This is a genomic window from Pseudomonas sp. LS2P72 (genome assembly GCF_054897865.1).
On the sequence record NZ_CM142708.1, the window covers coordinates 3073831 to 3095201 of the forward strand.

The following is a 21371-nucleotide window of genomic DNA, read 5'->3' on the forward strand; positions in this document are numbered from 1 at the left end:
AATTACAAGATGAGGAACCCACCAAAATGAACGTCAAGATTTCCCACACTGCCCCTGTCCAGAAGTTTCTCGAAGAGGCCAGCGGTCTGCTCAATGACGCCGGCGACCCGCGGGTCAAGGCCTTGGTTTACCGCATCCTGCGTGATTCGGTGAACATCATCGAAGACCTGGCCGTGACGCCGGAAGAGTTCTGGAAAGCCGTCAACTACCTCAACGTGCTGGGTGCGCGTCAAGAAGCCGGTTTGGTGGTGGCCGGGCTCGGTCTGGAGCATTACCTCGACCTGCTGATGGACGCCGAAGACAAGCAGGCTGGCAAGGCCGGCGGCACGCCGCGGACCATTGAAGGCCCGCTGTACGTGGCGGGTGCGCCGCTGTCGGAAGGCGAAGCGCGACTGGATGACGGCGTCGATCCGGGTGTGGTGCTGTTCATGCAGGGCCAGGTCAAGAACACCGCCGGCGAACCATTGGCCGGCGCGGTGGTGGATGTCTGGCACGCCAACACCGGCGGAACCTACTCCTACTTCGATACCACTCAATCGGAGTTCAACCTGCGTCGCCGCATCGTCACCGATGCCGAAGGTCGCTATCGCTTTCGCAGCATCGTGCCGTCGGGCTATGGCTGCCCGCCGGACGGCCCGACCCAGCAACTGCTCGATCAACTGGGCCGTCATGGGCAACGGCCAGCGCACATTCACTTCTTCATCTCCGCGCCGGATCATCGTCACCTGACCACCCAGATCAACCTCGATGGTGACCAATACCTGCATGACGATTTCGCCTATGCCACCCGTGACGAGCTGATTGCCAAAATCACCTTCAGCGACGATCAACAGCGTGCAGCGGCCCATGGTGTCAGCGGTCGCTTTGCTGAAATCGACTTCGATTTCACCTTGCAGGCCTCCGCACAGCCCGACGAGCAGCAACGCCACGAGCGGGTCCGCGCACTCGAGGACTGACAGCGCGACAGGATCCACTATGTGGGAGCGAGCCTGCTCGCGAAGGGGCCATCAGCTTCAACATCTACGTTGACTGACACTCCGCTTTCGCGAGCAGGCTCGCTCCCACAAGGGGTTTGTGCAGCTCGCCGGAAATATCTCAAGCTCCTGACACTCTGTTCTAGAATGGCCCGACGTTACCTATAACAACAATGAGAGTGACCCGATGATGCAAGCGCAACTGTTGAGTCAGCGCAGCACCGTATTCGACCACGCCGACCCTTACGCGGTGTCGGGCTACGTCAATCAGCATGTCGGTAACCATTGCATTCTGATGCCCCGGGCCGGGCGACCGCTGGCCAGCCTCAATCACCGCAAGTTTGCCAGCCTCGACCTGTGCCGCATCAGCTATGGCGGCAGCGTACGGGTCACTTCCGGTGCGCTGGAAAGCATCTATCACCTGCAAGTGCTGCTGCGCGGCAACTGCCTGTGGCGCGGTCACGGCCAGGAACACTACTTCGCACCCGGCGAGTTGCTGCTGATCAATCCCGATGATCCGGTGGACCTGACGTATTCCGACGATTGCGAAAAATTCATCCTCAAAGTCCCCACTCCGTTGCTGGAATCCGTGTGCGATGAGCAGCGCTGGCGCTATCCGGGGCAGGGCGTGCGGTTTCTGGAGAACCGTTATCAGCTCGATGAACTGGAAGGCTTTGTCGGTCTGCTGGCGATGATTTGCCAGGAAGCCGAGGCCACCGAGCAGATTCCCAAAGTGCAGGAGCACTACGCACAGATCATCGTCAGCAAGATGCTCAGCCTGATGAAGACCAATGTCAGCCGGATCAGTCTCGGTTCACAGACGGCCACGTTCGAGGTGATTGCCGACTACATCGCGGGCCATCTCAAACAAGACATCGACAGCGAAGAACTGGCGCGCCAGGCGCGGATGAGTCTGCGCTCGTTGTACGGATTGTTTGAGCGCAACGCCGGCACCACGCCGAAAAACTACATCCGGCAAAAACGCCTCGAACGCATCAACGCCTGCCTGAGCGACCCGACCTGCAACGTGCGCAACGTCACGGAAGTGGCGATGGATTACGGCTTCCTGCACTTGGGGCGGTTCTCCGAAAACTACCGCAAACAGTTCGGCGAATTGCCTTCCGACACCCTCAAGCGCCGCCACTGATCTCGCAAACGCCGCCCATCCCTGTGGGAGCATGGCTTGCCCGCGATGAGGCCGGCAGGTTCACGATTGATGTCGCCTGACACGACGCCATCGCGAGCAAGCTTTGCTCCTACACCGGATCAGCGGTGGACTGTATTCCCGCAAACGCCACCCGCCCCCATAAAAAATCCCATTGCACAAAACGGATACAGGTCTGCACCCAGCGGATAGTCCGCCCCATCCCCCCGTCCTAGCATGGCCCTGCCTGAATAAAAACAATGGAGGCGGCGGCCATGTCCCTGCGACCCGAATACCTTCACTCCCTGCTCGAAGATGACAAAGAACAGGGCATCTATCGCTGCAAGCGCGAGATGTTCACCGACCCGCGGCTGTTCGATCTCGAGATGCAGCACATCTTCGAAGGGAACTGGCTGTACCTGGCCCACGAAAGCCAGATCCCCAACAAAAACGACTTCTACACCACCACCATGGGGCGCCAGTCGATCTTCATCGCGCGCAACAAGGACGGTGAGCTCAATGCGTTCCTCAACGCCTGCAGCCATCGTGGCGCGACGCTGTGCCGGCACAAGTCTGGCAACAAGAGTTCGTACACCTGCCCATTCCACGGCTGGACCTTCAACAACTCCGGCAAACTGCTCAAGGTCAAGGACCCGGCCGAAGCGGGCTACCCGGCGAGCTTCAACTGCGAAGGCTCCCACGACCTGACCAAAGTCGCGCGTTTCGAGTCTTATCGCGGCTTCCTGTTTGGCAGCCTCAAGGCCGATGTCGTGCCGCTGGTTGAACACCTGGGCGAGTCGGCAAAGATCATCGACATGATCGTCGATCAGTCCACCGATGGCCTGGAAGTGCTGCGCGGTTCCTCCAGCTACATTTACGAAGGCAACTGGAAACTCACCGCCGAAAACGGTGCCGATGGCTATCACGTCAGTTCCGTGCACTGGAACTACGCCGCCACCCAGAACCAGCGCAAGCAGCGCGAGGCTGGCGATTGCAACCCGACCATGAGTGCCGGCAGTTGGGCCAAGCAGGGCGGTGGTTTCTATTCCTTCGACAAGGGCCACATGCTGCTCTGGACCCGTTGGTCCAACCCCGAAGACCGTCCGCTGTACGAGCGTCGCGATGAGCTGGCCCAGGACTTCGGCAAGGCTCGCGCCGACTGGATGATCGAGAACTCGCGCAACCTGTGCCTGTACCCGAACGTGTACCTGATGGACCAGTTCAGCTCGCAGATTCGTATCGCCCGGCCGATCTCGGTCGACCGCACGGAAATCACCATTTACTGCATCGCCCCCAAAGGCGAAAGCGACCACGCCCGTTCGAGCCGGATTCGTCAGTACGAAGACTTTTTCAACGTCAGCGGCATGGCCACCCCGGATGATCTGGAAGAGTTTCGTTCCTGCCAGACCAGTTATCAGGGCAGCGTGACCGCCTGGAATGACATGTCCCGTGGCGCCGAACACTGGATCGAAGGCGCCGATGAGGCGGCCAAGGAAATCGACCTGCATCCGCTGCTCAGCGGCGTGCGGACCGAAGACGAAGGCCTGTTCGTGCTGCAACACAAGTATTGGCAGCAGACCATGCTCAAGGCCCTGGCCGCCGAGCAGTCCGACCTGATTCCTGTGGAGGCTGTGCAATGACCATCAGCTATGACACCGTGCGTGATTTTCTCTACCGCGAAGCGCGCTACCTCGATGATCGGCAATGGGACGAATGGCTGGAGCTGTACGCCCCGGACGCGACGTTCTGGATGCCGTCCTGGGACGACAACGACGAGCTGACCGAAGACCCGCAGCGGGAAATTTCGCTGATCTGGTACGGCAACCGCACCGGCCTGGAAGACCGCGTTTTCCGCATCAAGACCGAGCGTTCCAGCGCCACCATGCCGGACACCCGCACCTCGCACAACATCAGCAACATCGAGCTGCTCGAACAGGCCGACGGAATCTGCAAAGTGCGCTTCAACTGGCACACCCTGAGCTTTCGCTACAAGACCGTCGACAGCTATTTCGGCAGCAGTTTCTACACCCTCGATGTACGTGGTGAGAACCCGCTGATCAAGGCCAAGAAAGTGATCCTGAAGAACGACTACGTTCGCCAGGTCATCGATGTCTACCACCTGTGAGGCAGCGGTCATGACTCATTCCATTGCATTCAATTTTGAAGACGGCGTCACTCGATTCATCGACGCCAATGTCGGCGAAACCGTGGCCGATGCCGCGTATCGCCAGGGCATCAATATTCCACTGGATTGCCGCGACGGCGCTTGCGGTACCTGCAAATGCTTCGCCGAGGCCGGCCGTTATGATTTGGGCGAGGAGTACATTGAAGACGCACTCAGCGCGGAAGAGGCCGAGCAAGGTTTTGTCCTGACCTGCCAGATGCGCGCCCAGAGCGATTGCGTGGTGCGCGTGCCGACCTCTTCCGAAGTGTGCCGCACCCGTCAGGGCAGCTATGACGCCACCATCAGCGCCGTGCGCCAGTTGTCCGACAGCACCATCGCGCTGTCGATCAAGGGCGAAGCCCTGAGCAAACTGGCGTTCCTGCCGGGGCAATACGTGAACCTCGGGATTCCGGGCAGCGAGCAGACCCGCGCCTATTCGTTCAGCTCGTTGCAGCGCGACGGCGAAGTCAGTTTCCTGATCCGCAACGTGCCCGGTGGCTTGATGAGCAGCTTCCTCACCGGCATGGCCAAGGCGGGCGACAGCATGAGCCTGGCCGGGCCGTTGGGCAGTTTCTACCTGCGCGACATTCGCCGTCCGTTGTTGCTGCTGGCCGGCGGTACGGGCCTGGCGCCATTCACGGCGATGCTGGAAAAAATCGCCGAGCAAGGCAGTGAGCATCCGCTGCATTTGATCTACGGCGTGACCAACGATTTCGATCTGGTGGAAATGGATCGACTTGAAGCGTTTGCCGCGCGAATCCCGAACTTCAGCTTCAGTGCCTGCGTCGCCAACCCGGACAGCCAGCACCCGCTCAAGGGCTACGTGACCCAACACATCGAGCCGCAGCATTTGAACGAAGGCGACGTCGATGTCTACCTGTGCGGCCCGCCGCCGATGGTCGAGGCCGTCAGCCAGTTCATCCGTGAAAAAGGCATCGCGCCGGCAAACTTTTACTACGAGAAATTTGCCGCCAGCGCGGCCTGAGCCCGCGCTGATACCGAGCCAGACATAAATCCAGTGTGGGAGCGAGCCTGCTCGCGAAGAGGTTGGAACATTCAACACTGGATGTCGCCTGTGAAGTTGCTTTCGCGAGCAGGCTCGCTCCCACAGGACAAAGTTTCGTCCGGTGGTTTTCATTGACCAGGCATTCGTCGTCACGAGGTACACATGAACAGATTCAAAGAAAAAGTTGCGCTGATCACCGGCGCTGCCCAAGGCATCGGTCGGCGTGTTGCCGAGCGCATGGCGGCGGAAGGTGCGCGGTTGATTCTGGTCGATCGCTCCGAGCGGGTGTTCGAGGTTCAGCAGCAATTGGGGCAGGGCAGTCAGGTGCTCGCGCTGACCGCCGATCTTGAGCAATACAGCGAATGCAGCCGCGTCATGCAAACCGCCGTCGAGCGTTTCGGACGTCTGGATGTGCTGGTCAATAACGTGGGCGGGACGATCTGGACCAAGCCTTTTGAGCATTACGAAACGTCGCAGATCGAGGCCGAAGTGCGCCGTTCGCTGTTCCCGACGCTGTGGTGCTGTCATGCCGCGCTGCCGTTCATGCTTGAGCAGGGGAGCGGCGCCATCGTCAACGTTTCGTCCATCGCCACGCGCAGTGTCAATCGCGTGCCGTACGGTGCGGCGAAGGGTGGGGTCAACGCGCTGACCGCTTGCCTGGCCTTCGAGACCGCCGGTCGCGGGATTCGGGTCAATGCCACCGCGCCCGGTGGCACCGAAGCGCCGCCGCGGGTCATTCCGCGCAACAGCGCCGATCAGAGCGCGCAAGAGAAGGTCTGGTATCAGCAGATTGTCGACCAGACGCTCGACAGCAGTTTGATGAAGCGCTATGGAACGCTGGATGAACAGGCAAGCGCTATTCTGTTTCTGGCCAGCGACGAAGCGTCCTATATCACCGGCATGATCATGCCGGTCGGTGGCGGCGACCAGGGTTGACCGACTTACAGGCGACGCTGAAACGCTTTGATTATTCTGAGCGTGGCGTCGCTTGTGTTGAGGTTCTGAACCGCGTCCAGCGGATACCAGATGCAATCGAAAATTTCGTTTTGCGGGCGGGCCTCATCCGCATTCGCCACTGAGGCCTCGTACACATGGTGTCGGGTGCTGACCGTTTGCAACTCCATCAGATACAGCAACCCGTCGACCCCAAGCCCTGTCTCTTCCTGAAGCTCTCGCATGGCGGCGTCAGCAATGGTTTCGCCGCGTTCAACCTTTCCGCCGGGCAGCATCCAGCGACTCCTTGGCTTGCGCACCAGGAGAATATGCCGGTCCTGTTCGCAAATGACGGTCGCGCGTACTTTCATGTGTTACCTGATTACGGGTTGTCATAAATCAGTCATAAAAATGCAATATTCGAGCCGAGGCGTCTGTCTCAAGGGTTGGAGTGATGGACGAGGCTGAAAGTGCAACCGGGTGCCGAAATCCTGGCGCGACGTCTGGTTGGCACTTCATGGAAGGTCGGGTGTAAGGTATTCGAGTGAATCCAGGATCATCACTGCCGAAATGGAGGTGACTATGAGCGTTCCGATGCTGACCAAAATGCACATGAACGGTTATGACGTACTCAGCGTGAACAACGGCCCATGGCGAGTGTGCACCAAAGGTGACCGGCTTGGAGCCTTTGGCAGTAAAGAGGAAGCACTGGCCTTTGCGGCCGCTCTTCCTGGCTACAAGGCCAGTGCCAGTCGGCCTGCACGCAGCCAGAAATCAGATAAATAGCGCACTTGCAGCCCCGGTTCGCCGGGGCTTTTCTTTGGCTGGCGCTTGCTGCAGCCACCCGACGCGGCCAGTACGACAACCAGCGCGCATAAGGCTTGTGCATGGCCGTGCTGCTGCTATTGAGCTTTTGTTCGAGTGATAATCTTGGCTTTCACTTCCTCGGCATAACCCTTCAGTCGGTCTTCATCTCCCTGAAACAACTCGCACAGCTTCAGGGTTGCTTGCGCATCCACATCATTGCCGGCCAGGCGTAGCTGCTCTGCGATGCGCAAAAGCTCTACCGCTGACCATCTCAAATCCGACGCAACGCCTTGCAGGTCACGCCGAAGTTCGTTTTCAGATTCGTTAAGCCACATGATGACCTCCTGCCAATCTCTGCTACGAAATTTTAGTCCCATTTTCCGGGTCAGGGCGTCTTGTTCGTCTGGACCGTGGGTGCAACCTTTTGTCGGGAAAATAAACGAGACACGCAGATCTGATGTCGTAGTGAGGTAGTGAATTTTTGCTAGGACGAGGCAACTTCAAATGACGGCTACTGATGACTTTAGATTTCATGCCCATGAGCTGATCGTTGATCTGGACGCGGCCACCACGGAAATGATGAAGCTGATTTCTGCACATCAGATGAGCGGCCCGGAATGGGAGCGGGTCACTCAATGGCAGCATGAAGCGTACGAAAGATGGATGACTTATCTGAACGAGAGGTCGTATCCGGGTCCCGGCGATCAAAACGCCCCTTGCTGAGTTCTGTTCAGCGGATGGATGTCTGGACAGCGACGCGCTACATTCGCTTTTTTTGGGTTAAGGAAGCGTCATGCGCAAATTGATTGGGGGAGTAGGGCTGGCGTTGCTGGCGGGCTGTTCGTTGCCAGCGTCCCTGGTGCCAGGCGAGCCCAATGTCAGCAAGTACAGCGACAAGGCACCGAAAGTCTATGCCGCGTGCGTTCTGCCGGCGTGGCAGCGGGAGATACCCAACACGAGCCAATCGGCGATTTCCAATGGCTACAGGGTCACGGCGCCGAGCATCATCACGGCCGACGAGATTGTGGATATCGTGAAATCGAAGGATGGCAGTCACGTATCGCTTTATCAGGGGCCGCCCTGGGCGAAATCCGGGGCGTTACGTCAGGCCGTACGTGATTGTCTGTAAGGTTTAGTCAGTGATGTCGGTCACCTGGATGATCGGGTCGTCGTTTGCCTGAGTGCTTGCACTGGTTTTCTTTTCCCGACGATCGTTCATCCAGTTGTCCACCTGAGCATTGAATTGCGCCGGCGCTTTTCGTCCGACCTTCCTGGCGAGATCGAGAATGGTCTGCTGGGCGAGGGCGTCTTCCATGCGTTTCTGCGCGGTCATCATGGCGGCATGAACTGCGCAGGGGCCTGCCAGCGCCCACGCCGGCGCGGAACCTTCGAACAAGGCGCAACGCCCTCGGATCTCCCGGCAATCGAAGATGAGCTTCTGGCCGTCGATGGCATTGACGATATCCAGAATGCTGATTTCGTCAGAAGGCCGGGCCAGCTTGAACCCGCCCCGCACGCCTTCAGTGGCGACCACCAGTTTTGCCTTGGCCAGTTTGGTGAAAATTTTTGCCAGATAGTCCTGAGGTACGCCTTGCAGCTCCGCAAGATCACGCACGCTCGCCTCACGGGTGTCGCCGCTATTGCCCACCAAAAAAAGCAGGCAATGAATGCCGTACTCAACGCCTGCGCTGTAAAGAGACATATCAATCTCCGACTAAAATTGTCGCAAATATTAACAGCGTAAAGCGAGCGTGGCAACGCATCCGATCGCGCATTCACTACTCGTTGTGCGTCGTATTTGGCTGTTAATCAGCCTTTTTTGGACAAATCAAAACTTTCGATACTAACCATCAGTAATTTCGTTTGTGCTAAGTAACTAGGATCAATATAGTCGCCGTTGTCAGGTCGGCAGTGGTAAGCAGTCGCTACCGAAGCGCGTGACCTTTAACGAACTCGTCACTTGATCTTCTCCCCGGAGTTAAAAATGAAACAGCACATTCTGGTTATCGGCGCAGGTTTCGGTGGCATGTGGACGGCTTTGAGCGCCACGCGTCTGTTCGACATCCATGGTCACAACGACGTTGAAGTGACCGTTCTGGCCCCTCAGGCCGAGCTGCGAGTCCGTCCGCGCTTCTACGAACCGAATGCTCACCGGCTGGCCGCACCGATCGGCGAACTGTTCGATGCGGTCGGCGTCCATTTCATCAAGGGCTCTGCCGAAACCATCGACGTTGAGCAAAAACGTGTCGGCTACATCGATGCGTCGGGCAACCAGCAAGTGTGCAGCTACGACAAACTCGTTCTGGCGACCGGCAGCCGTCTGGCACTGCCGAACACGCCAGGTGTGGCGGAACACGCCTTCGACGTGGACCAGATCGAACAGGCCGTACGCCTGGAAAATCACCTCAAGTCCCTGGTCAACCTGCCAGAAAGCAACGCCCGCAACACCGTAGTGGTGGCTGGCGGTGGATTCACCGGGATCGAAACCGCGACTGAAATGCCTGCGCGTCTGCGTGCCATCCTGGGTGATCGCACCGACATCCAAGTGATCATCGTTGACCGTGGCGAGATAGTTGGCGGGTCCATGGGCGCCGAGATCGCCAAGTCGATCGCTGAAGCCAGCATTGAAACGGGTGTGAAATGGCGCTTGAAATCGTCGGTCGTCGCCGTCGATGAAAATGGCGTGACACTGACCGATGGTCAGCGTATCGATGCCAAAACCGTGGTCTGGACTACCGGTGTGCGCGCCAGCTCGTTGACCGAACAGATTCCGGCCGAACGCGATCACCTGGGACGTCTGCACGTCGACGCGCACTTGAAAGTCATTGGTCAGCAAGACATCTTCGCCACCGGCGACGTCGCCTACGCCGCCAGCGATGACATCGGCAACTTTGCATTGATGACCTGTCAGCACGCCATCTCGCTGGGTCGTCATGCCGGCAACAATGTTGCCGCGCAGATCCTGGGCGTGGACCCGACCCCTTACAGCCAGCCTAAATACGTGACCTGTCTGGATCTGGGTGCCTGGGGCGCGGTCTACACTGAGGGTTGGGACCGCCAGGTGAAGTTGATCAAGGAGGAAGGCAAGGCGCTGAAGACCCAGATCAACACGATGTGGATCTACCCGCCCGCGGCTGACCGTGTCACCGCGCTGGCTTCAGCGGATCCGATGATTCCTGTGGCCTGAAACGTCAGCAGCGTTGCTTCGATAACGCTGTCTGTTAGAAAAAATCCCGCCCGGGTTCTCTTGGGCGGGATTTTTTTTGTGTCTTGAGAGGTTGCGGTCGTGAAATTTAATGTGTACTTTTTCATGAAAATATAAGTATAAAAATTCACGAGGCCTGCATGTTTCAGCAATCTACCCAGCACGTCGCCAGCTATTACGCCCACACCTGCGCCGATCGTCTGTTCGATCGAGCCGCATTGGAGGGCGAGCAGGACACCGAAGTGTTGATCATCGGAGCCGGCTTCAGTGGATTGCATACGGCGTTGCGCCTGGCCCTGGCCGGTAAGCGCGTGACGTTGCTCGAAGCCAGTCGGGTGGCCTGGGCCGCCTCGGGCCGCAATGGCGGTCAGGCCATTCTCGGATGGTCGTGTGACATGCCGCCGTTGGAGGTGGCGCTGGGTTATGAGCGCGCGCGCCGGTTATGGGACAGCATGCGCTGGGCTGCCCGGGAGTTGCGAGATTTGCCCGCGCGCCATGATTTCGATTGTGACTATCGGCCCGGCCACCTCTGGACGTCGGTGATGCCGCGTCGGGTGAGTCTGCTGACAGAATGGCAGCACGAGGCCAGTCACAAGTGGGGCCACGATGGTTTGCAGTTTATTTCGCGCGAGGGGTTGCCTGATTGGGTCGCCAGTGAGCGCTACCAGGCAGGCCTGTTCGATCCTGAAGGCGGGCATTTGAATCCGCTGAAACTGGCGCTCGGTCTGGCCGCTGCGATTGAACAGGCCGGTGGACGCATTCATGAGCAGAGCAAGGCGTTGAGTTATCGCGAAGAAGGTGATCGTTACGTGGTCACCACTGAGCGCGGTCGCATTCGTGCTGACGTGCTGGTGCTGGCGTGCAATGCCTACCTTGATCGGCTTGATCCGAAGCTTTCGAGTTGCGTGTTACCGGTTGGCACTTATCAGGTGGCCACCGCGCCACTTTCAGCGCAACAGGCGACCGCGTTGCTACCCAGCAATGTGTGCGTCACCGACAACCAGTTTGTCCTCGATTATTTCCGCCGTACGCCGGACAACCGTCTGCTGTTCGGTGGTGGTTGCACTTACCTGGGCGGCATGCCGACGGACATCGCCGCCGCGACACGGCCTTATCTGGAACGCGTATTTCCTCAGCTCAAGGGTGTCGAACTGGACTTTGCCTGGGGAGGACACATCGATCTGACCCTCAAGCGCACGCCTGACATCGGTCGACGTGGCGATCTCTACTGGCTACAGGGTTACTCAGGGCATGGCGTGCTGCCGACATTGGCCGGGGCGCGTGCCGTGTCCGACGCGATACTTGGCCAGCCAGATGAGCTGGCGTTGTACCAGGGTTTGATCAACGGCAGCTTTCCCGGTGGAAAGTATTTGGCCGCACCGCTGGAAGCCATCGGCAAGGCCTGGTATCGACTGCGCGACAGCCTTTGAAACATCAATTTCTGGAAGCCTTTAGATGGACATGCAAGAAGAAATCTCGGCGCTGGCGATCCTGATCCAGGACCTGCGCAAACACAAAAAGTACACGCTGAAAGAGCTGGCAGACAAAATCGGTCGTTCGGTCGGCTTTCTCTCGCAAGTCGAGCGGGGGTTGTCACGTCCCACGGTGGCGGACTTGACCGCCATCAGCGAAACCCTCGGCGTGCCGACCACCTATTTCTATAGCTTGCCCAAGCCCATGGCATTGCCTTGGGTGACCCGCCCGGATGAGCGACGCACGCTGTACTACGCCGACGGGATTACCGACATCCTCGTCTCTCCAAAGATGAGGGCGTCCTTTTCAATGCTTGAAAGCCAACTGGAGCCCGGCGCCAGCAGTGGTGATCGGCACATGAACGACAGCTCGGAGCAGGGCGGCTATGTCCTCGAGGGTGAGCTGACGCTGTGGCTGGATGATGATAAGCCGGTGACATTGCGCACCGGCGACAGTTTTCAGCTGGCCAGTCATACGCATTGTCGCTACGGCAACCTCTCGGATCAGCTCGCCCGGGTGCTTTGGGTTTACACCTGATAAAAACAACAAGGAACACTAACGATGGATGCTGTCTGCTCTGATCTGGTTGCTGAGGTTCGCGCGTTTCGCCAGCGCTTCCCGCAGGTGCGTTACGTTGACCTGATTTCCCTGGATATTCCCGGGCATTTTTACGGTAAGCGTTACCCGATAGACATGCTCGAGAAAGTCGCTGCAGGCAGCGCGCTCAAGCTGCCGCAAAACTGTGTGTTGCTGGGTACGCAGGGTGGTCTGTTCAAAATCGGCGATTACTGTTTCAACGACGGCGATCCGGATGCTCCACGCCGCCTGGTGCCCGGTACGCTCAAGCCAGTTAGTTGGGAAAAACAACTGCTGGGGCAGATGCTGATTACCTCAAGCGGTACTGAAAAGCCAATCGTCTTCGAGCCGCGTGAAGTATTGGCGCAGGTGCTCGAGCGCCTCGGCCGAAAAGGGATTTTCCCTGTGGTGGCGTTCGAACTGGAGTTCTATCTGTTCGATCGTCAGCTACGTGACGGCTTGCCACAGTTCCCTCGTGATCAACTGACCGACGATGCCGATGATCAGCCGAATATGCACATCGAACGGCTGTCGAGATTTTCACCGGTACTCGATGACATGGTCGAGACGGCGCGGGCGCAAGGCATCGATGCCACGGTAATCACTGCGGAGCTGGGCCCAGGCCAGTTCGAAATCAATTTCGGTCACCTTGACGACGGCCTGCGTGCGGCCGACTGGGCGGCCCTGTTCTGCCGCAGCACCCGGGGGGTGGCCCTCAAGCACAACCACCGCGCCAGCTTCATGGCCAAACCCTACTTGCAGCACCCCGGCAGCGGCATGCACGTGCATGTGAGTCTTTACGACGAGGCGGGAACCAACCTGTTGGCGGCTAACAATCAGCAGGCGCTACGCCATGCAGTGGCCGGTTGCCTTGAATTACTGCCGCATTGCATGCCGATCTTTGCGCCGAATCACAACGCCATGCGGCGCTTGAGCGGCACGGTGAATGTCGCGACGCGCGCCAGTTGGGGCTTTGAAGATCGTGACGCCTGCCTGCGGGTGCCTGAGTCGGACGCTAAGAATCTGCGCATCGAACATCGCCTGGCGGGCGCGGATGCCAATCCTTATCTCGTGTTGGCGGCGATTCTGGTCGGGCTGGAGCAAGGGCTGGAAGTGGGGCGTGAACCGATTGCACCCCTCAACGAAGATCGTGGCAGCGGAATCGACTTCCCGTTGGAGATGCTGGAGGCTGTTCGTTCGATGCAAAACAACGCGCAGCTGCGCGAGGGTTTGGGCGCGGAGTTTGTAGATGTCTACTGCGAAAACAAGCGCCAGGACCATTTGGCATTCCTGCAGGACATCAGTGCGCGGGAGTATCGCTGGTACCTCTAAATCTGTCCTTGTCGGTGCTCGCCCATAAAAAATGTGTGGATATTTAATGAGTTAGAAGATTTAGTAACTGGATAGTGAATCAAAATATCTTGTTACAGGCAGAAATATTAAGTAATATTCGCCCCGCGTTCACCACCACGGTTTATGCATTTTGAGTCCCAGGCGTCCATCAGCTGCCTGGGATTTTTTTTGCCTGAGATTCGGCACTTGCTCAATTTCAGTGGACCGCTGAGGATCTCGGGACAGGTACGTGCTCGAATCCTGAAACCGCTTTGATCCAGTAACGCCGATAAGCTGTTTTATCCGGGGCCAACGGCTTGTGGCTGGACCATACATGCTCGGCTTTCAAACTGGCGCGATACGCCTCCCACTCCTTCTCCTCGGCGACTTCCTTAGCCCTGCGTTCATCATCGAAATAGCCCAGTACATACACTTCGCCCTGATCGATGCCGTGCTCGATCAACAGATAGATATCTTTCATCAGCTTTAACCCGCTGCTACACATTCCAGAATCCCCAGACGATGGGGCATTGTCCGGACTATCGGCAAGCATTTTTGATAGTTGAGTTTTACCGATGAACGGCAAGGCACAGCGCCGGCCTTGACCGGGTTTTCCACTGAGTGTTAATGCCTGCTACCGCGAGATGATCCCGTGATCGATCGCGTATTTGACCAGGGCCGCCGGTTTGTCGATGTTGAGTTTGCGACGGATGCTCAGGCGATGGGTTTCTACCGTGCGAACGCTGATGTCCAGTTCGCGGGCCATCTCCTTGTTGTTCAACCCTTGGGCCATCTTGTACAACACCTGGCTCTCGCGCGGTGTCAGCTCGTTGTCGGTATTTTTATCGGCGATGAGCCGCTGGGCGATCTCGGCACTGTAGAACGTACCGCCACTGGCGATGGCTTCGATCGCTGCGATGATTTCCCGCGACGGTGAGTTCTTCAGTACATAGCCGCTGGCCCCCGCGCGAACGGACTCACTCACGTATTCATTGTTGTCGTACATGCTGAGCACCAGCACCTTGAGCGACGGGTACTGGCTGCGCAACACCCGGGTCAGCTCGAGCCCGTTCATGTCCCGCAGGCTGATGTCGACCAATAACAGGTCTGGCTGGCAGCGGCCGACCATTTCAATGGCATCCGCGCCACTCTCGGCTTCGCCCACCACTTCCAGGGGGGCCATGACCGCCAGCAGCGCTTTGATCCCGTCGCGGACCAGGGCGTGATCGTCGACCAAGGCGACGCGGATCGGGTAGGGCAGGTTCATCGCGGGTATTCACTCTTGTTGTCAGGGGTGCGAGTCAGCGTGTTGTAGCGGGCATTTTCATTGGCAGCCAAACGTCCAGCTCACTTCGTCCCGGCATCGAGATCAGGTCGAATCGTCCACCAAAATGCTCGACACGCTCACGGATATTACGCAAGCCAATGCCCGCATGACGACGTTCGACCTGGGCGACGTTGAAACCGATACCGTCATCGACCACCGTCAACCGTATGGAATCTTCGGACCCATGCAGGGTAATGGAGACGTTTTTAGCCTGGGCATGTCGTTCAATATTAGTCAGGCCTTCTTGCACGATGCGAAACAGCGAGACCGCTGCGCCATCGACCAAGTGACAACCGAATTCGTTGTCGTTATAGGTCACCACCAGGCCGCTGCGTTGCTCGAATTCTGCGGCGAGTTGACCGATCGCAGCGGGCAGCCCCAAGGTGTCGAGCAGCGAGGAACGCAGGTCGTGGGAGAGGCTGCGAACCTCGCCAATCGCTTCCCCCAGGCGTTCCGTGGCGTCTCTCAGCGTGCTTAAACCCTTGTCGTGTGCTTGCCCATTCTCGAGCAGATGGCTGGCCAGTTCGAACTGAAACTTGATGGAGACCAGTAGCTGGCTGATGCCGTCGTGCAGTTCACGGGAAACCCGTGATCGCTCTTCTTCTTGCAAGCTGACGATACGCTGAGTCAGGCGCTGAAGTTTTTTGTCGGCCAGACGATGCTCGCTGACGTTCAGCGTCATGCCGCTGGCGAAGACAAACAGCACCGCCACGAGGGCCACCGCGGCAATCGCCAGCATGGTTTTACGAATGCCTTGAGCCACTTCATCACGCGCCTGTTGGGTTGCGCGCTCAACGTCTTCAAGGTAGATACCAGTGCCGAGCATCCAGCCCCAACGATCCAGCATTACCACATAGGCAAGCTTGTCCGTCACTTGGCCGGAAGAGGGTTTGTTCCAGGCGTAGCGTTGAAAACCCTCGCCCGATTGCGCACTTTTGAGCAACGCCTGGATCACCGGCAAACCGTGAGGGTCCTTCATGTCCCACAGGTATTTGCCCACCAGCTCGGACTGGCGCGCGTGCATCAGGCTGCGACCCTCGTGGTCGTAGACGAAGAAGTAGCCATTGATGCCAAAGCTGAGCTTGCGCAGTTCTTCCAGCACTTTTTGCTGTGCGTGTTCGTCACCGTGGCCGTCGTCGTACAGCGGCTCGATCAGGCTTTGCGCCATTTCGACGTAGTTCTTAAGCTCTGCGCGCTTGCTCGCCAGAATGCTGTCTTCGATCAGTTGCGCCTGTTGTTCACCCAGTTGCCGGTTCATGGAAATCACCAGCGCGCAGATGACGGCGATGGCCAATACCAGCGGCAGAATCCCGAGCGCGACGATTTTGTGTTTGAGCTGCATCTTGGCTCCTGACCGGACCGAGGGGAGGCTAAGGCCCGGCATCATATGCCAAAGATACGCGCGTCCAGTAGCGGTGCTGGACGGAATGACCTGTGGCTGGCTTGTCAGTCAGTCTGTAGGAGCTGAGCTTGCTCGCGAAGGCGGCCTGACAGCCGACCAATTACTCGTAGGTGTACACCATTCCCCTGTGGGAGCGGCGTCATCTACGTAGAACTACGTAGGCGCGACGTACGTAGTAACGCGGATTTATTTGTAGACGGCATGCGGGGATATTGGGCCAGCTCCGCACAGCGGACACAATTATAAAAATTACCGCCGCAGTCCACTGGCTGTCGGCAGGAGACACGCTATGCCCCGTCTGGCTAAACACCTCGCCTGGTTTGCCGTGGCTGTCCTGGGAGCGTTTGCGCTAAGTGTCGTGGCCCTGCGCCGCGGCGAAGCGATCAACGCACTCTGGATCGTAGTCGCAGCAGTCGCTATCTATCTCGTCGCATACCGCTACTACAGCCTGTTCATCGCCACCAAGGTGATGCAACTCGACCCCAATCGTGCCACGCCAGCTGTCGTTAACAACGATGGTCTGGACTACGTGCCGACCAACAAACACGTACTTTTCGGTCACCACTTCGCAGCCATTGCTGGCGCGGGGCCGCTGGTCGGTCCGGTTCTGGCGGCGCAGATGGGTTATTTGCCCGGCACGCTGTGGCTGATTGCCGGCGTGGTGCTGGCCGGTGCCGTTCAGGACTTCATGGTCCTGTTCATGTCCACCCGCCGCAACGGCCGTTCCCTCGGCGACATGGTTCGTGAAGAAATGGGCCGTATCCCCGGGACCATCGCGCTGTTTGGCTGCTTCCTGATCATGATCATCATCCTCGCGGTGCTGGCGCTGATCGTGGTAAAAGCCCTGGCCGAAAGCCCGTGGGGTATGTTCACGGTGATGGCGACCATCCCGATCGCGATGTTCATGGGCATTTACATGCGCTACATCCGCCCGGGTCGCATCGGTGAAATCTCGGTGATCGGCGTGGCGTTGCTGCTGGGTTCGATCTGGTTGGGTGGGCAGATTGCCGCTGATCCGGTCTGGGCCAAGGCCTTTACCTTCACCGGGGTCCAGATCACCTGGATGTTGATCGGCTATGGTTTTGTCGCCGCTGTATTGCCGGTGTGGCTGATTCTGGCGCCGCGGGATTACCTGTCGACGTTCCTGAAAATCGGCACCATCGTGGCCTTGGCGATCGGCATCCTGATCACCATGCCTGAGCTGAAAATGCCGGCGCTGACCCAGTTTATCGACGGCACCGGGCCGGTGTGGAAGGGCGGTCTGTTCCCGTTCCTGTTCATCACCATCGCCTGTGGCGCGGTCTCCGGTTTCCACGCGCTGATTGCTTCCGGTACTACGCCGAAGTTGTTGGCCAGTGAAGGCCATGCCCGTTACATCGGTTACGGCGGCATGCTGATGGAATCCTTCGTCGCCATCATGGCGATGGTTGCTGCGTCGGTGATCGAGCCAGGCGTTTACTTCGCCATGAACAGCCCGGCGGCGCTTGTCGGCTCTGACGCTGTTTCGGTGGCTCAGACCGTCAGCAGTTGGGGCTTTGCGATTACCCCGGAAGCGCTGCAAGCGGTGGCCAAGGACATCGGTGAAACCACCATCCTGGCCCGTGCCGGCGGTGCGCCGACTCTGGCAGTCGGTATCGCGCAGATCCTGCACCAGCTTATGCCGGGTGAAAACACCATGGCGTTCTGGTACCACTTCGCGATCCTGTTCGAAGCGCTGTTCATCCTGACCGCGGTCGATGCCGGTACCCGTGCCGGACGCTTCATGTTGCAGGACTTGCTCGGTTCCTTCGTGCCGGCGCTGAAACGCACCGAATCCTGGACCGCCAACCTGATCGCAACCGCCGGTTGCGTGGCGATGTGGGGTTATCTGCTGTACCAGGGCGTGATCGATCCGCTGGGCGGTATCAACACCTTGTGGCCGCTGTTCGGTATCTCCAACCAGATGCTGGCCGGTATCGCGCTGATGCTGGCGACCGTTGTGCTGATCAAAATGAAACGCCAGCGCTACGTCTGGGTCACCATGCTGCCCGCCGTGTGGCTGCTGATCTGCACCACCACCGCAGGCTTCATCAAGCTGTTCGATGCCAACCCGGCGATCGGTTTCCTGGCCCTGGCCAAGAAGTACAGCGATGCCTTGGCCAACGGTCAGATCCTCGCCCCGGCAAAGAGCATCGATCAGATGCAGCACGTGATCTACAACGCGTACACCAACGCAACGCTGACCGCGCTGTTCTTGCTGGTGGTCTTCAGCATCCTGTTCTTTGCACTCAAGGTCGGTATCGCCGCCTGGGGCACCAAGGAACGTACGGATAAAGAAGCGCCATTCCAGGCACTGCCGGACGCTTGATCGAGGAGTGCAGCATGTTCAATGACCTGAGTCGCCTCGGTAAATACCTCGGTCAGGCCGCGCGCCTGATGGTCGGCATGCCCGACTACGACACCTACGTCGAGCACATGCAAACCAAGCATCCGGACAAACCGGTAATGAGTTATGAGGTGTTCTTCCGGGAACGCCAGGAAGCTCGTTACGGAAGCAAGGCTGGGCCGAAGTGCTGTTGATGGTCGGCGGCAGTGATGCCACCTGAATAGCTAATAAAGAACCCGGCTGATGAGGCCGGGTTTCTTTGTGCATGGCGTTGGCTAATCCGTGTTGAGTCAGGGGATGGTTTCGAGCGTTTCGAGATCCAGCAGGGTGAAATAACCACGGTCCGGCCTCCAGCCACCCGTATCGATGTGAATCACATTGCCAAGGCTGACGGGCATATAAAGCGGCGTATGCCCTACGACCAGTGCGCGCAGGCCTTCAACGCCATGTGTCTCCTGCTGATCGATCCGCCTTCGTGACCACATGCAGTAGTGCTGCACCTCCTGCAGACGCCTGTTGCTTTCCGGCGACTCGAGTTCCTTTCGCAGTTGCTGCCATGATGGAAACGGACAATCGGCGTGCACGATGCCAATCAAGCCGTAGGCTGTTTCGACTTCGATTGCGATAGGGAGCTTGGCGAACTGCGCCGCGAATGCTTGCTTTTCGAACAGCGGCAGGTCCACGAACCATGAGCCGCCGTTGTCGATCCAGCTGTCGACATCGCAGGTATCGAAGCACACCACGTAGTCGTCATGGTTGCCTCGCACCGGGTGAAACCATGGCTTGTCCAGCCAATCGAGCGCATCAAGGCACTCGGGCCCACGGTCAATCAGATCGCCAACACTGAACAGGCGATCTACCAAGTGGTTGAACCCGACTGCATCCAGAGCATCCTGCAACCGAGTGAAATGGCCATGAATGTCACCGACTGCGAAATCTCGGCCGGCAACGTTTGCGGCGAAGCGCTTGACGCGCGACATCTCTAAATTTTCGAGCATGGGAATGCCACTCCGCAGCTCCCCAACGGGCTAGTCAGCTGAGTTTAGGCCAATAAGTGGTATTCGACCTTGCCGCGCCGGCAGGCAGATCTTTTCCGCCTGCCCAACGGCTGCCCGGATCCAACACCGTCAGAGCAAGTAGGCCGTTGTTTGCCCGAAATGGTTGTCCTGCACTCCGGCGATAAGGTGCAGAGGCATGTGTTGCGCATCCATCGATGGAACTTCGAAACTATCCACAATCTGGGTGTGGCGCTCACTCAGCCCGGTCGACTCTTCGACAAGAGCCTTAGCCATTCTCGCGTGGTTCGCTGCGATTTCGTTGAGAGTTGACACGTTACATCTCCCGGTGACTGACCAAGCGCATCGCTGGCGTCCTAAGCGTTAATTAAAGTGCAGTCGCGTCAGAATTACGTCGTTCTGGGACTGCTACGAGCGTCTTCTGCAAACCTTAAGCCAGTAATAGTCAAAAAAATCGCGCAGCGTTTTTGATGCGACGAATGGTGGTGCCGATATTTCCGGAGCCTATAAGGCCGGGGAAAAAGGTGATTAGACGTGCAGAAGTTGTTTTGTTAAAAAAATAGTGCATGGCCGCTAAATGACGCGCCAATGCATCTCCATTCTGTTAGATGGAAATCGCCCAACATTGAGCTGGGCAATGATCAATGAGTCTGATGCCGATACAGGGATAAGTAACTGCGACTTTGGCCAACTGCTCGCGCACAGAGGCATTGGGCTCATTGATCCCCTTTCTCTTCTACAGACCTTTCGAACGAACCACCTCGCACAGCGTTCTGCTGGTTGCTCGGGTGACGCCACGCTACAGTTACCCTTTTTTGGACAAGGAAGAACCATGAGGATTTTGAAAGTAGCGGTGACTCGGCCCATTTTCCGCCAATGGCTGATCACTGCTTCTATCGGCCTTTTTGCAGTGGCGGGCGGTGCTCTGGCTCAAACTTCGCCACAAGCGAATCAGGAGATAAAGGGCTTGCTGGATTTTGTGGAGCGCAGTGAGTGCAAGTTCGTGCGCAACGGCAGTGAGTACCCTGGGCCCCAGGCTCGGGCACATCTCGAAAAGAAGCTGAATTATCTCGAAGGCAAGAACCTGGTGAGCAGCGCAGAAGACTTCATCGATCTCGCTGCCACTAAAAGCAGCATGAATGGCAAAGCCTATGAAGTGCGTTGCTCCGCGGGCGTCCAGCCGACTAGCACTTGGCTGAAGACAGAGCTACAGAGGCAACGCCAGCGGCATTGAGCCTATCCCCGAAACCAGGGTTCATATCCGTTTCTGTGGTGATGGCGACTGGCGGTTTCGCTTTTACAGCGACTCCCTTTTGCAGACGCCCAAAAGGAAGCAAAACGCTTTGCCCCTCCATTCGGTGCCTCGCTTAGGCTCGGCATGCCCTCACTCCGGCATTGCTCCGGGGGCCCGCCGCCATCGGCCATCCATGGCCGGGGGCGGCTACCGCGGCATCCTTGCCGCGGTGCCCCCTGCGCAATACCTGCGTTCGGCCTCTGGGAACGGGGCAGTAGATCAAAATCAAAAGCCACAGCCACAGCAGATCAAAAGATCGCAGCCTCGTTTCACTCGACAGCTCCTACCGGGGGGGGGGGTGTACGCACGCTCCTCACCACTCAACAGGCCGAGCGTTAGCTCGCCTGCAGCTT

General features: G+C 58.2%; 24 protein-coding genes. 16 read left to right on the forward strand and 8 right to left on the reverse strand.

Features of this window, described 5'->3' with window-relative positions:
- Nucleotides 1–26 precede the first annotated feature (26 nt).
- The 6 genes from catA (at nucleotide 27) to ACYZUA_RS14225 (ending at nucleotide 6224) form a co-directional block, all read left to right on the forward strand.
- On the forward strand, nucleotides 27–956 hold the full coding sequence (gene catA / locus ACYZUA_RS14200; RefSeq protein ID WP_461963670.1) for a catechol 1,2-dioxygenase: 930 nt from the start codon (nucleotides 27–29) through the stop codon (nucleotides 954–956).
- A 205-nt stretch (nucleotides 957–1161) separates the two neighbouring features.
- On the forward strand, nucleotides 1162–2121 hold the full coding sequence (locus ACYZUA_RS14205; RefSeq protein ID WP_461963672.1) for an AraC family transcriptional regulator: 960 nt from the start codon (nucleotides 1162–1164) through the stop codon (nucleotides 2119–2121).
- Nucleotides 2122–2393: 272 nt separating this feature from the next.
- The gene (gene benA, locus ACYZUA_RS14210; RefSeq protein ID WP_461963674.1) at nucleotides 2394–3758 is read left to right on the forward strand and encodes a benzoate 1,2-dioxygenase large subunit; all 1365 of its coding nucleotides are present in this window, start codon (nucleotides 2394–2396) and stop codon (nucleotides 3756–3758) included.
- On the forward strand, nucleotides 3755–4243 hold the full coding sequence (gene benB / locus ACYZUA_RS14215; RefSeq protein WP_461963676.1) for a benzoate 1,2-dioxygenase small subunit: 489 nt from the start codon (nucleotides 3755–3757) through the stop codon (nucleotides 4241–4243). Before benA ends, benB begins: the two co-directional genes overlap by 4 nt.
- A 10-nt stretch (nucleotides 4244–4253) precedes the next feature.
- Nucleotides 4254–5267: a benzoate 1,2-dioxygenase electron transfer component BenC gene (gene benC / locus ACYZUA_RS14220; protein ID WP_461963678.1), complete on the forward strand. Its 1014-nt coding sequence runs from the start codon at nucleotides 4254–4256 to the stop codon at nucleotides 5265–5267.
- Nucleotides 5268–5450: 183 nt separating this feature from the next.
- Nucleotides 5451–6224 carry a 1,6-dihydroxycyclohexa-2,4-diene-1-carboxylate dehydrogenase gene (locus tag ACYZUA_RS14225; RefSeq protein WP_461963680.1) on the forward strand — a complete coding sequence of 258 codons (774 nt, stop codon included), beginning with the start codon at nucleotides 5451–5453 and terminating at the stop codon, nucleotides 6222–6224.
- 5 nt (nucleotides 6225–6229) lie between these two features.
- On the opposite strand, the gene ACYZUA_RS14230 is transcribed toward ACYZUA_RS14225, so the two are convergent.
- Nucleotides 6230–6592, reverse strand: a complete 363-nt coding sequence (locus ACYZUA_RS14230; protein ID WP_461963682.1) for an NUDIX hydrolase — start codon at nucleotides 6590–6592, stop codon at nucleotides 6230–6232.
- Nucleotides 6593–6803: 211 nt separating this feature from the next.
- Between ACYZUA_RS14230 and ACYZUA_RS14235 the strand changes: the two genes are divergently transcribed.
- On the forward strand, nucleotides 6804–7007 hold the full coding sequence (locus ACYZUA_RS14235) for a DUF2188 domain-containing protein (RefSeq protein WP_461963684.1): 204 nt from the start codon (nucleotides 6804–6806) through the stop codon (nucleotides 7005–7007).
- A 116-nt stretch (nucleotides 7008–7123) separates the two neighbouring features.
- Here ACYZUA_RS14235 and ACYZUA_RS14240 read toward each other — a convergent pair whose 3' ends face one another.
- Nucleotides 7124–7363: a hypothetical protein gene (locus tag ACYZUA_RS14240; RefSeq protein WP_283184039.1), complete on the reverse strand. Its 240-nt coding sequence runs from the start codon at nucleotides 7361–7363 to the stop codon at nucleotides 7124–7126.
- A gap of 169 nt (nucleotides 7364–7532) precedes the next feature.
- Here ACYZUA_RS14240 and ACYZUA_RS14245 point away from each other — a divergent pair, with 169 nt between their 5' ends.
- Together ACYZUA_RS14245 and ACYZUA_RS14250 are read left to right on the forward strand one after the other, a co-directional pair.
- On the forward strand, nucleotides 7533–7751 hold the full coding sequence (locus ACYZUA_RS14245) for a hypothetical protein (RefSeq protein ID WP_461963686.1): 219 nt from the start codon (nucleotides 7533–7535) through the stop codon (nucleotides 7749–7751).
- Nucleotides 7752–7821: 70 nt separating this feature from the next.
- Nucleotides 7822–8157 (forward strand): hypothetical protein, encoded by a 336-nt coding sequence (locus tag ACYZUA_RS14250; protein ID WP_461963688.1) that lies wholly within the window; start codon nucleotides 7822–7824, stop codon nucleotides 8155–8157.
- A 3-nt stretch (nucleotides 8158–8160) separates the two neighbouring features.
- On the opposite strand, the gene ACYZUA_RS14255 is transcribed toward ACYZUA_RS14250, so the two are convergent.
- Nucleotides 8161–8730: an RrF2 family transcriptional regulator gene (locus ACYZUA_RS14255; protein ID WP_461963690.1), complete on the reverse strand. Its 570-nt coding sequence runs from the start codon at nucleotides 8728–8730 to the stop codon at nucleotides 8161–8163.
- 282 nt (nucleotides 8731–9012) lie between these two features.
- Between ACYZUA_RS14255 and ACYZUA_RS14260 the strand changes: the two genes are divergently transcribed.
- The 4 genes from ACYZUA_RS14260 (at nucleotide 9013) to ACYZUA_RS14275 (ending at nucleotide 13614) form a co-directional block, all read left to right on the forward strand.
- Nucleotides 9013–10215 carry an NAD(P)/FAD-dependent oxidoreductase gene (locus tag ACYZUA_RS14260; protein ID WP_461963692.1) on the forward strand — a complete coding sequence of 401 codons (1203 nt, stop codon included), beginning with the start codon at nucleotides 9013–9015 and terminating at the stop codon, nucleotides 10213–10215.
- A gap of 158 nt (nucleotides 10216–10373) precedes the next feature.
- Nucleotides 10374–11663 (forward strand): NAD(P)/FAD-dependent oxidoreductase, encoded by a 1290-nt coding sequence (locus ACYZUA_RS14265; protein ID WP_461963694.1) that lies wholly within the window; start codon nucleotides 10374–10376, stop codon nucleotides 11661–11663.
- Nucleotides 11664–11688: 25 nt separating this feature from the next.
- Nucleotides 11689–12243: a helix-turn-helix domain-containing protein gene (locus ACYZUA_RS14270; RefSeq protein ID WP_008154577.1), complete on the forward strand. Its 555-nt coding sequence runs from the start codon at nucleotides 11689–11691 to the stop codon at nucleotides 12241–12243.
- 24 nt (nucleotides 12244–12267) lie between these two features.
- Nucleotides 12268–13614 carry a glutamine synthetase family protein gene (locus ACYZUA_RS14275; RefSeq protein ID WP_461963697.1) on the forward strand — a complete coding sequence of 449 codons (1347 nt, stop codon included), beginning with the start codon at nucleotides 12268–12270 and terminating at the stop codon, nucleotides 13612–13614.
- 217 nt (nucleotides 13615–13831) lie between these two features.
- Here the strand turns inward: ACYZUA_RS14275 and ACYZUA_RS14280 are convergent, their stop codons facing one another.
- From ACYZUA_RS14280 to ACYZUA_RS14290, 3 genes are all read right to left on the reverse strand, one after another.
- A complete protein-coding gene (locus ACYZUA_RS14280) occupies nucleotides 13832–14095 on the reverse strand; it encodes a hypothetical protein (protein WP_461963977.1) in 264 nt (87 codons plus the stop codon).
- Nucleotides 14096–14248: 153 nt separating this feature from the next.
- Nucleotides 14249–14881: a response regulator gene (locus ACYZUA_RS14285; protein ID WP_033057767.1), complete on the reverse strand. Its 633-nt coding sequence runs from the start codon at nucleotides 14879–14881 to the stop codon at nucleotides 14249–14251.
- Nucleotides 14882–14915: 34 nt separating this feature from the next.
- Nucleotides 14916–16283 carry a cache domain-containing protein gene (locus ACYZUA_RS14290; protein WP_461963699.1) on the reverse strand — a complete coding sequence of 456 codons (1368 nt, stop codon included), beginning with the start codon at nucleotides 16281–16283 and terminating at the stop codon, nucleotides 14916–14918.
- A gap of 349 nt (nucleotides 16284–16632) precedes the next feature.
- On the opposite strand from ACYZUA_RS14290, the gene ACYZUA_RS14295 reads away from it, so the two are divergent.
- Nucleotides 16633–18690, forward strand: a complete 2058-nt coding sequence (locus ACYZUA_RS14295; RefSeq protein ID WP_461963701.1) for a carbon starvation CstA family protein — start codon at nucleotides 16633–16635, stop codon at nucleotides 18688–18690.
- A 14-nt stretch (nucleotides 18691–18704) separates the two neighbouring features.
- The gene (locus ACYZUA_RS14300) at nucleotides 18705–18902 is read left to right on the forward strand and encodes a YbdD/YjiX family protein (protein WP_007900300.1); all 198 of its coding nucleotides are present in this window, start codon (nucleotides 18705–18707) and stop codon (nucleotides 18900–18902) included.
- A gap of 96 nt (nucleotides 18903–18998) precedes the next feature.
- Here ACYZUA_RS14300 and ACYZUA_RS14305 read toward each other — a convergent pair whose 3' ends face one another.
- Both ACYZUA_RS14305 and ACYZUA_RS14310 read right to left on the reverse strand, forming a co-directional pair.
- Nucleotides 18999–19706 carry a metallophosphoesterase gene (locus ACYZUA_RS14305; protein ID WP_461963704.1) on the reverse strand — a complete coding sequence of 236 codons (708 nt, stop codon included), beginning with the start codon at nucleotides 19704–19706 and terminating at the stop codon, nucleotides 18999–19001.
- 129 nt (nucleotides 19707–19835) lie between these two features.
- Nucleotides 19836–20039 (reverse strand): hypothetical protein, encoded by a 204-nt coding sequence (locus tag ACYZUA_RS14310; RefSeq protein WP_461963706.1) that lies wholly within the window; start codon nucleotides 20037–20039, stop codon nucleotides 19836–19838.
- A 517-nt stretch (nucleotides 20040–20556) separates the two neighbouring features.
- Here ACYZUA_RS14310 and ACYZUA_RS14315 point away from each other — a divergent pair.
- Nucleotides 20557–20958 carry a YfeK family protein gene (locus ACYZUA_RS14315; protein ID WP_461963708.1) on the forward strand — a complete coding sequence of 134 codons (402 nt, stop codon included), beginning with the start codon at nucleotides 20557–20559 and terminating at the stop codon, nucleotides 20956–20958.
- Nucleotides 20959–21371: the final 413 nt, after the last annotated feature.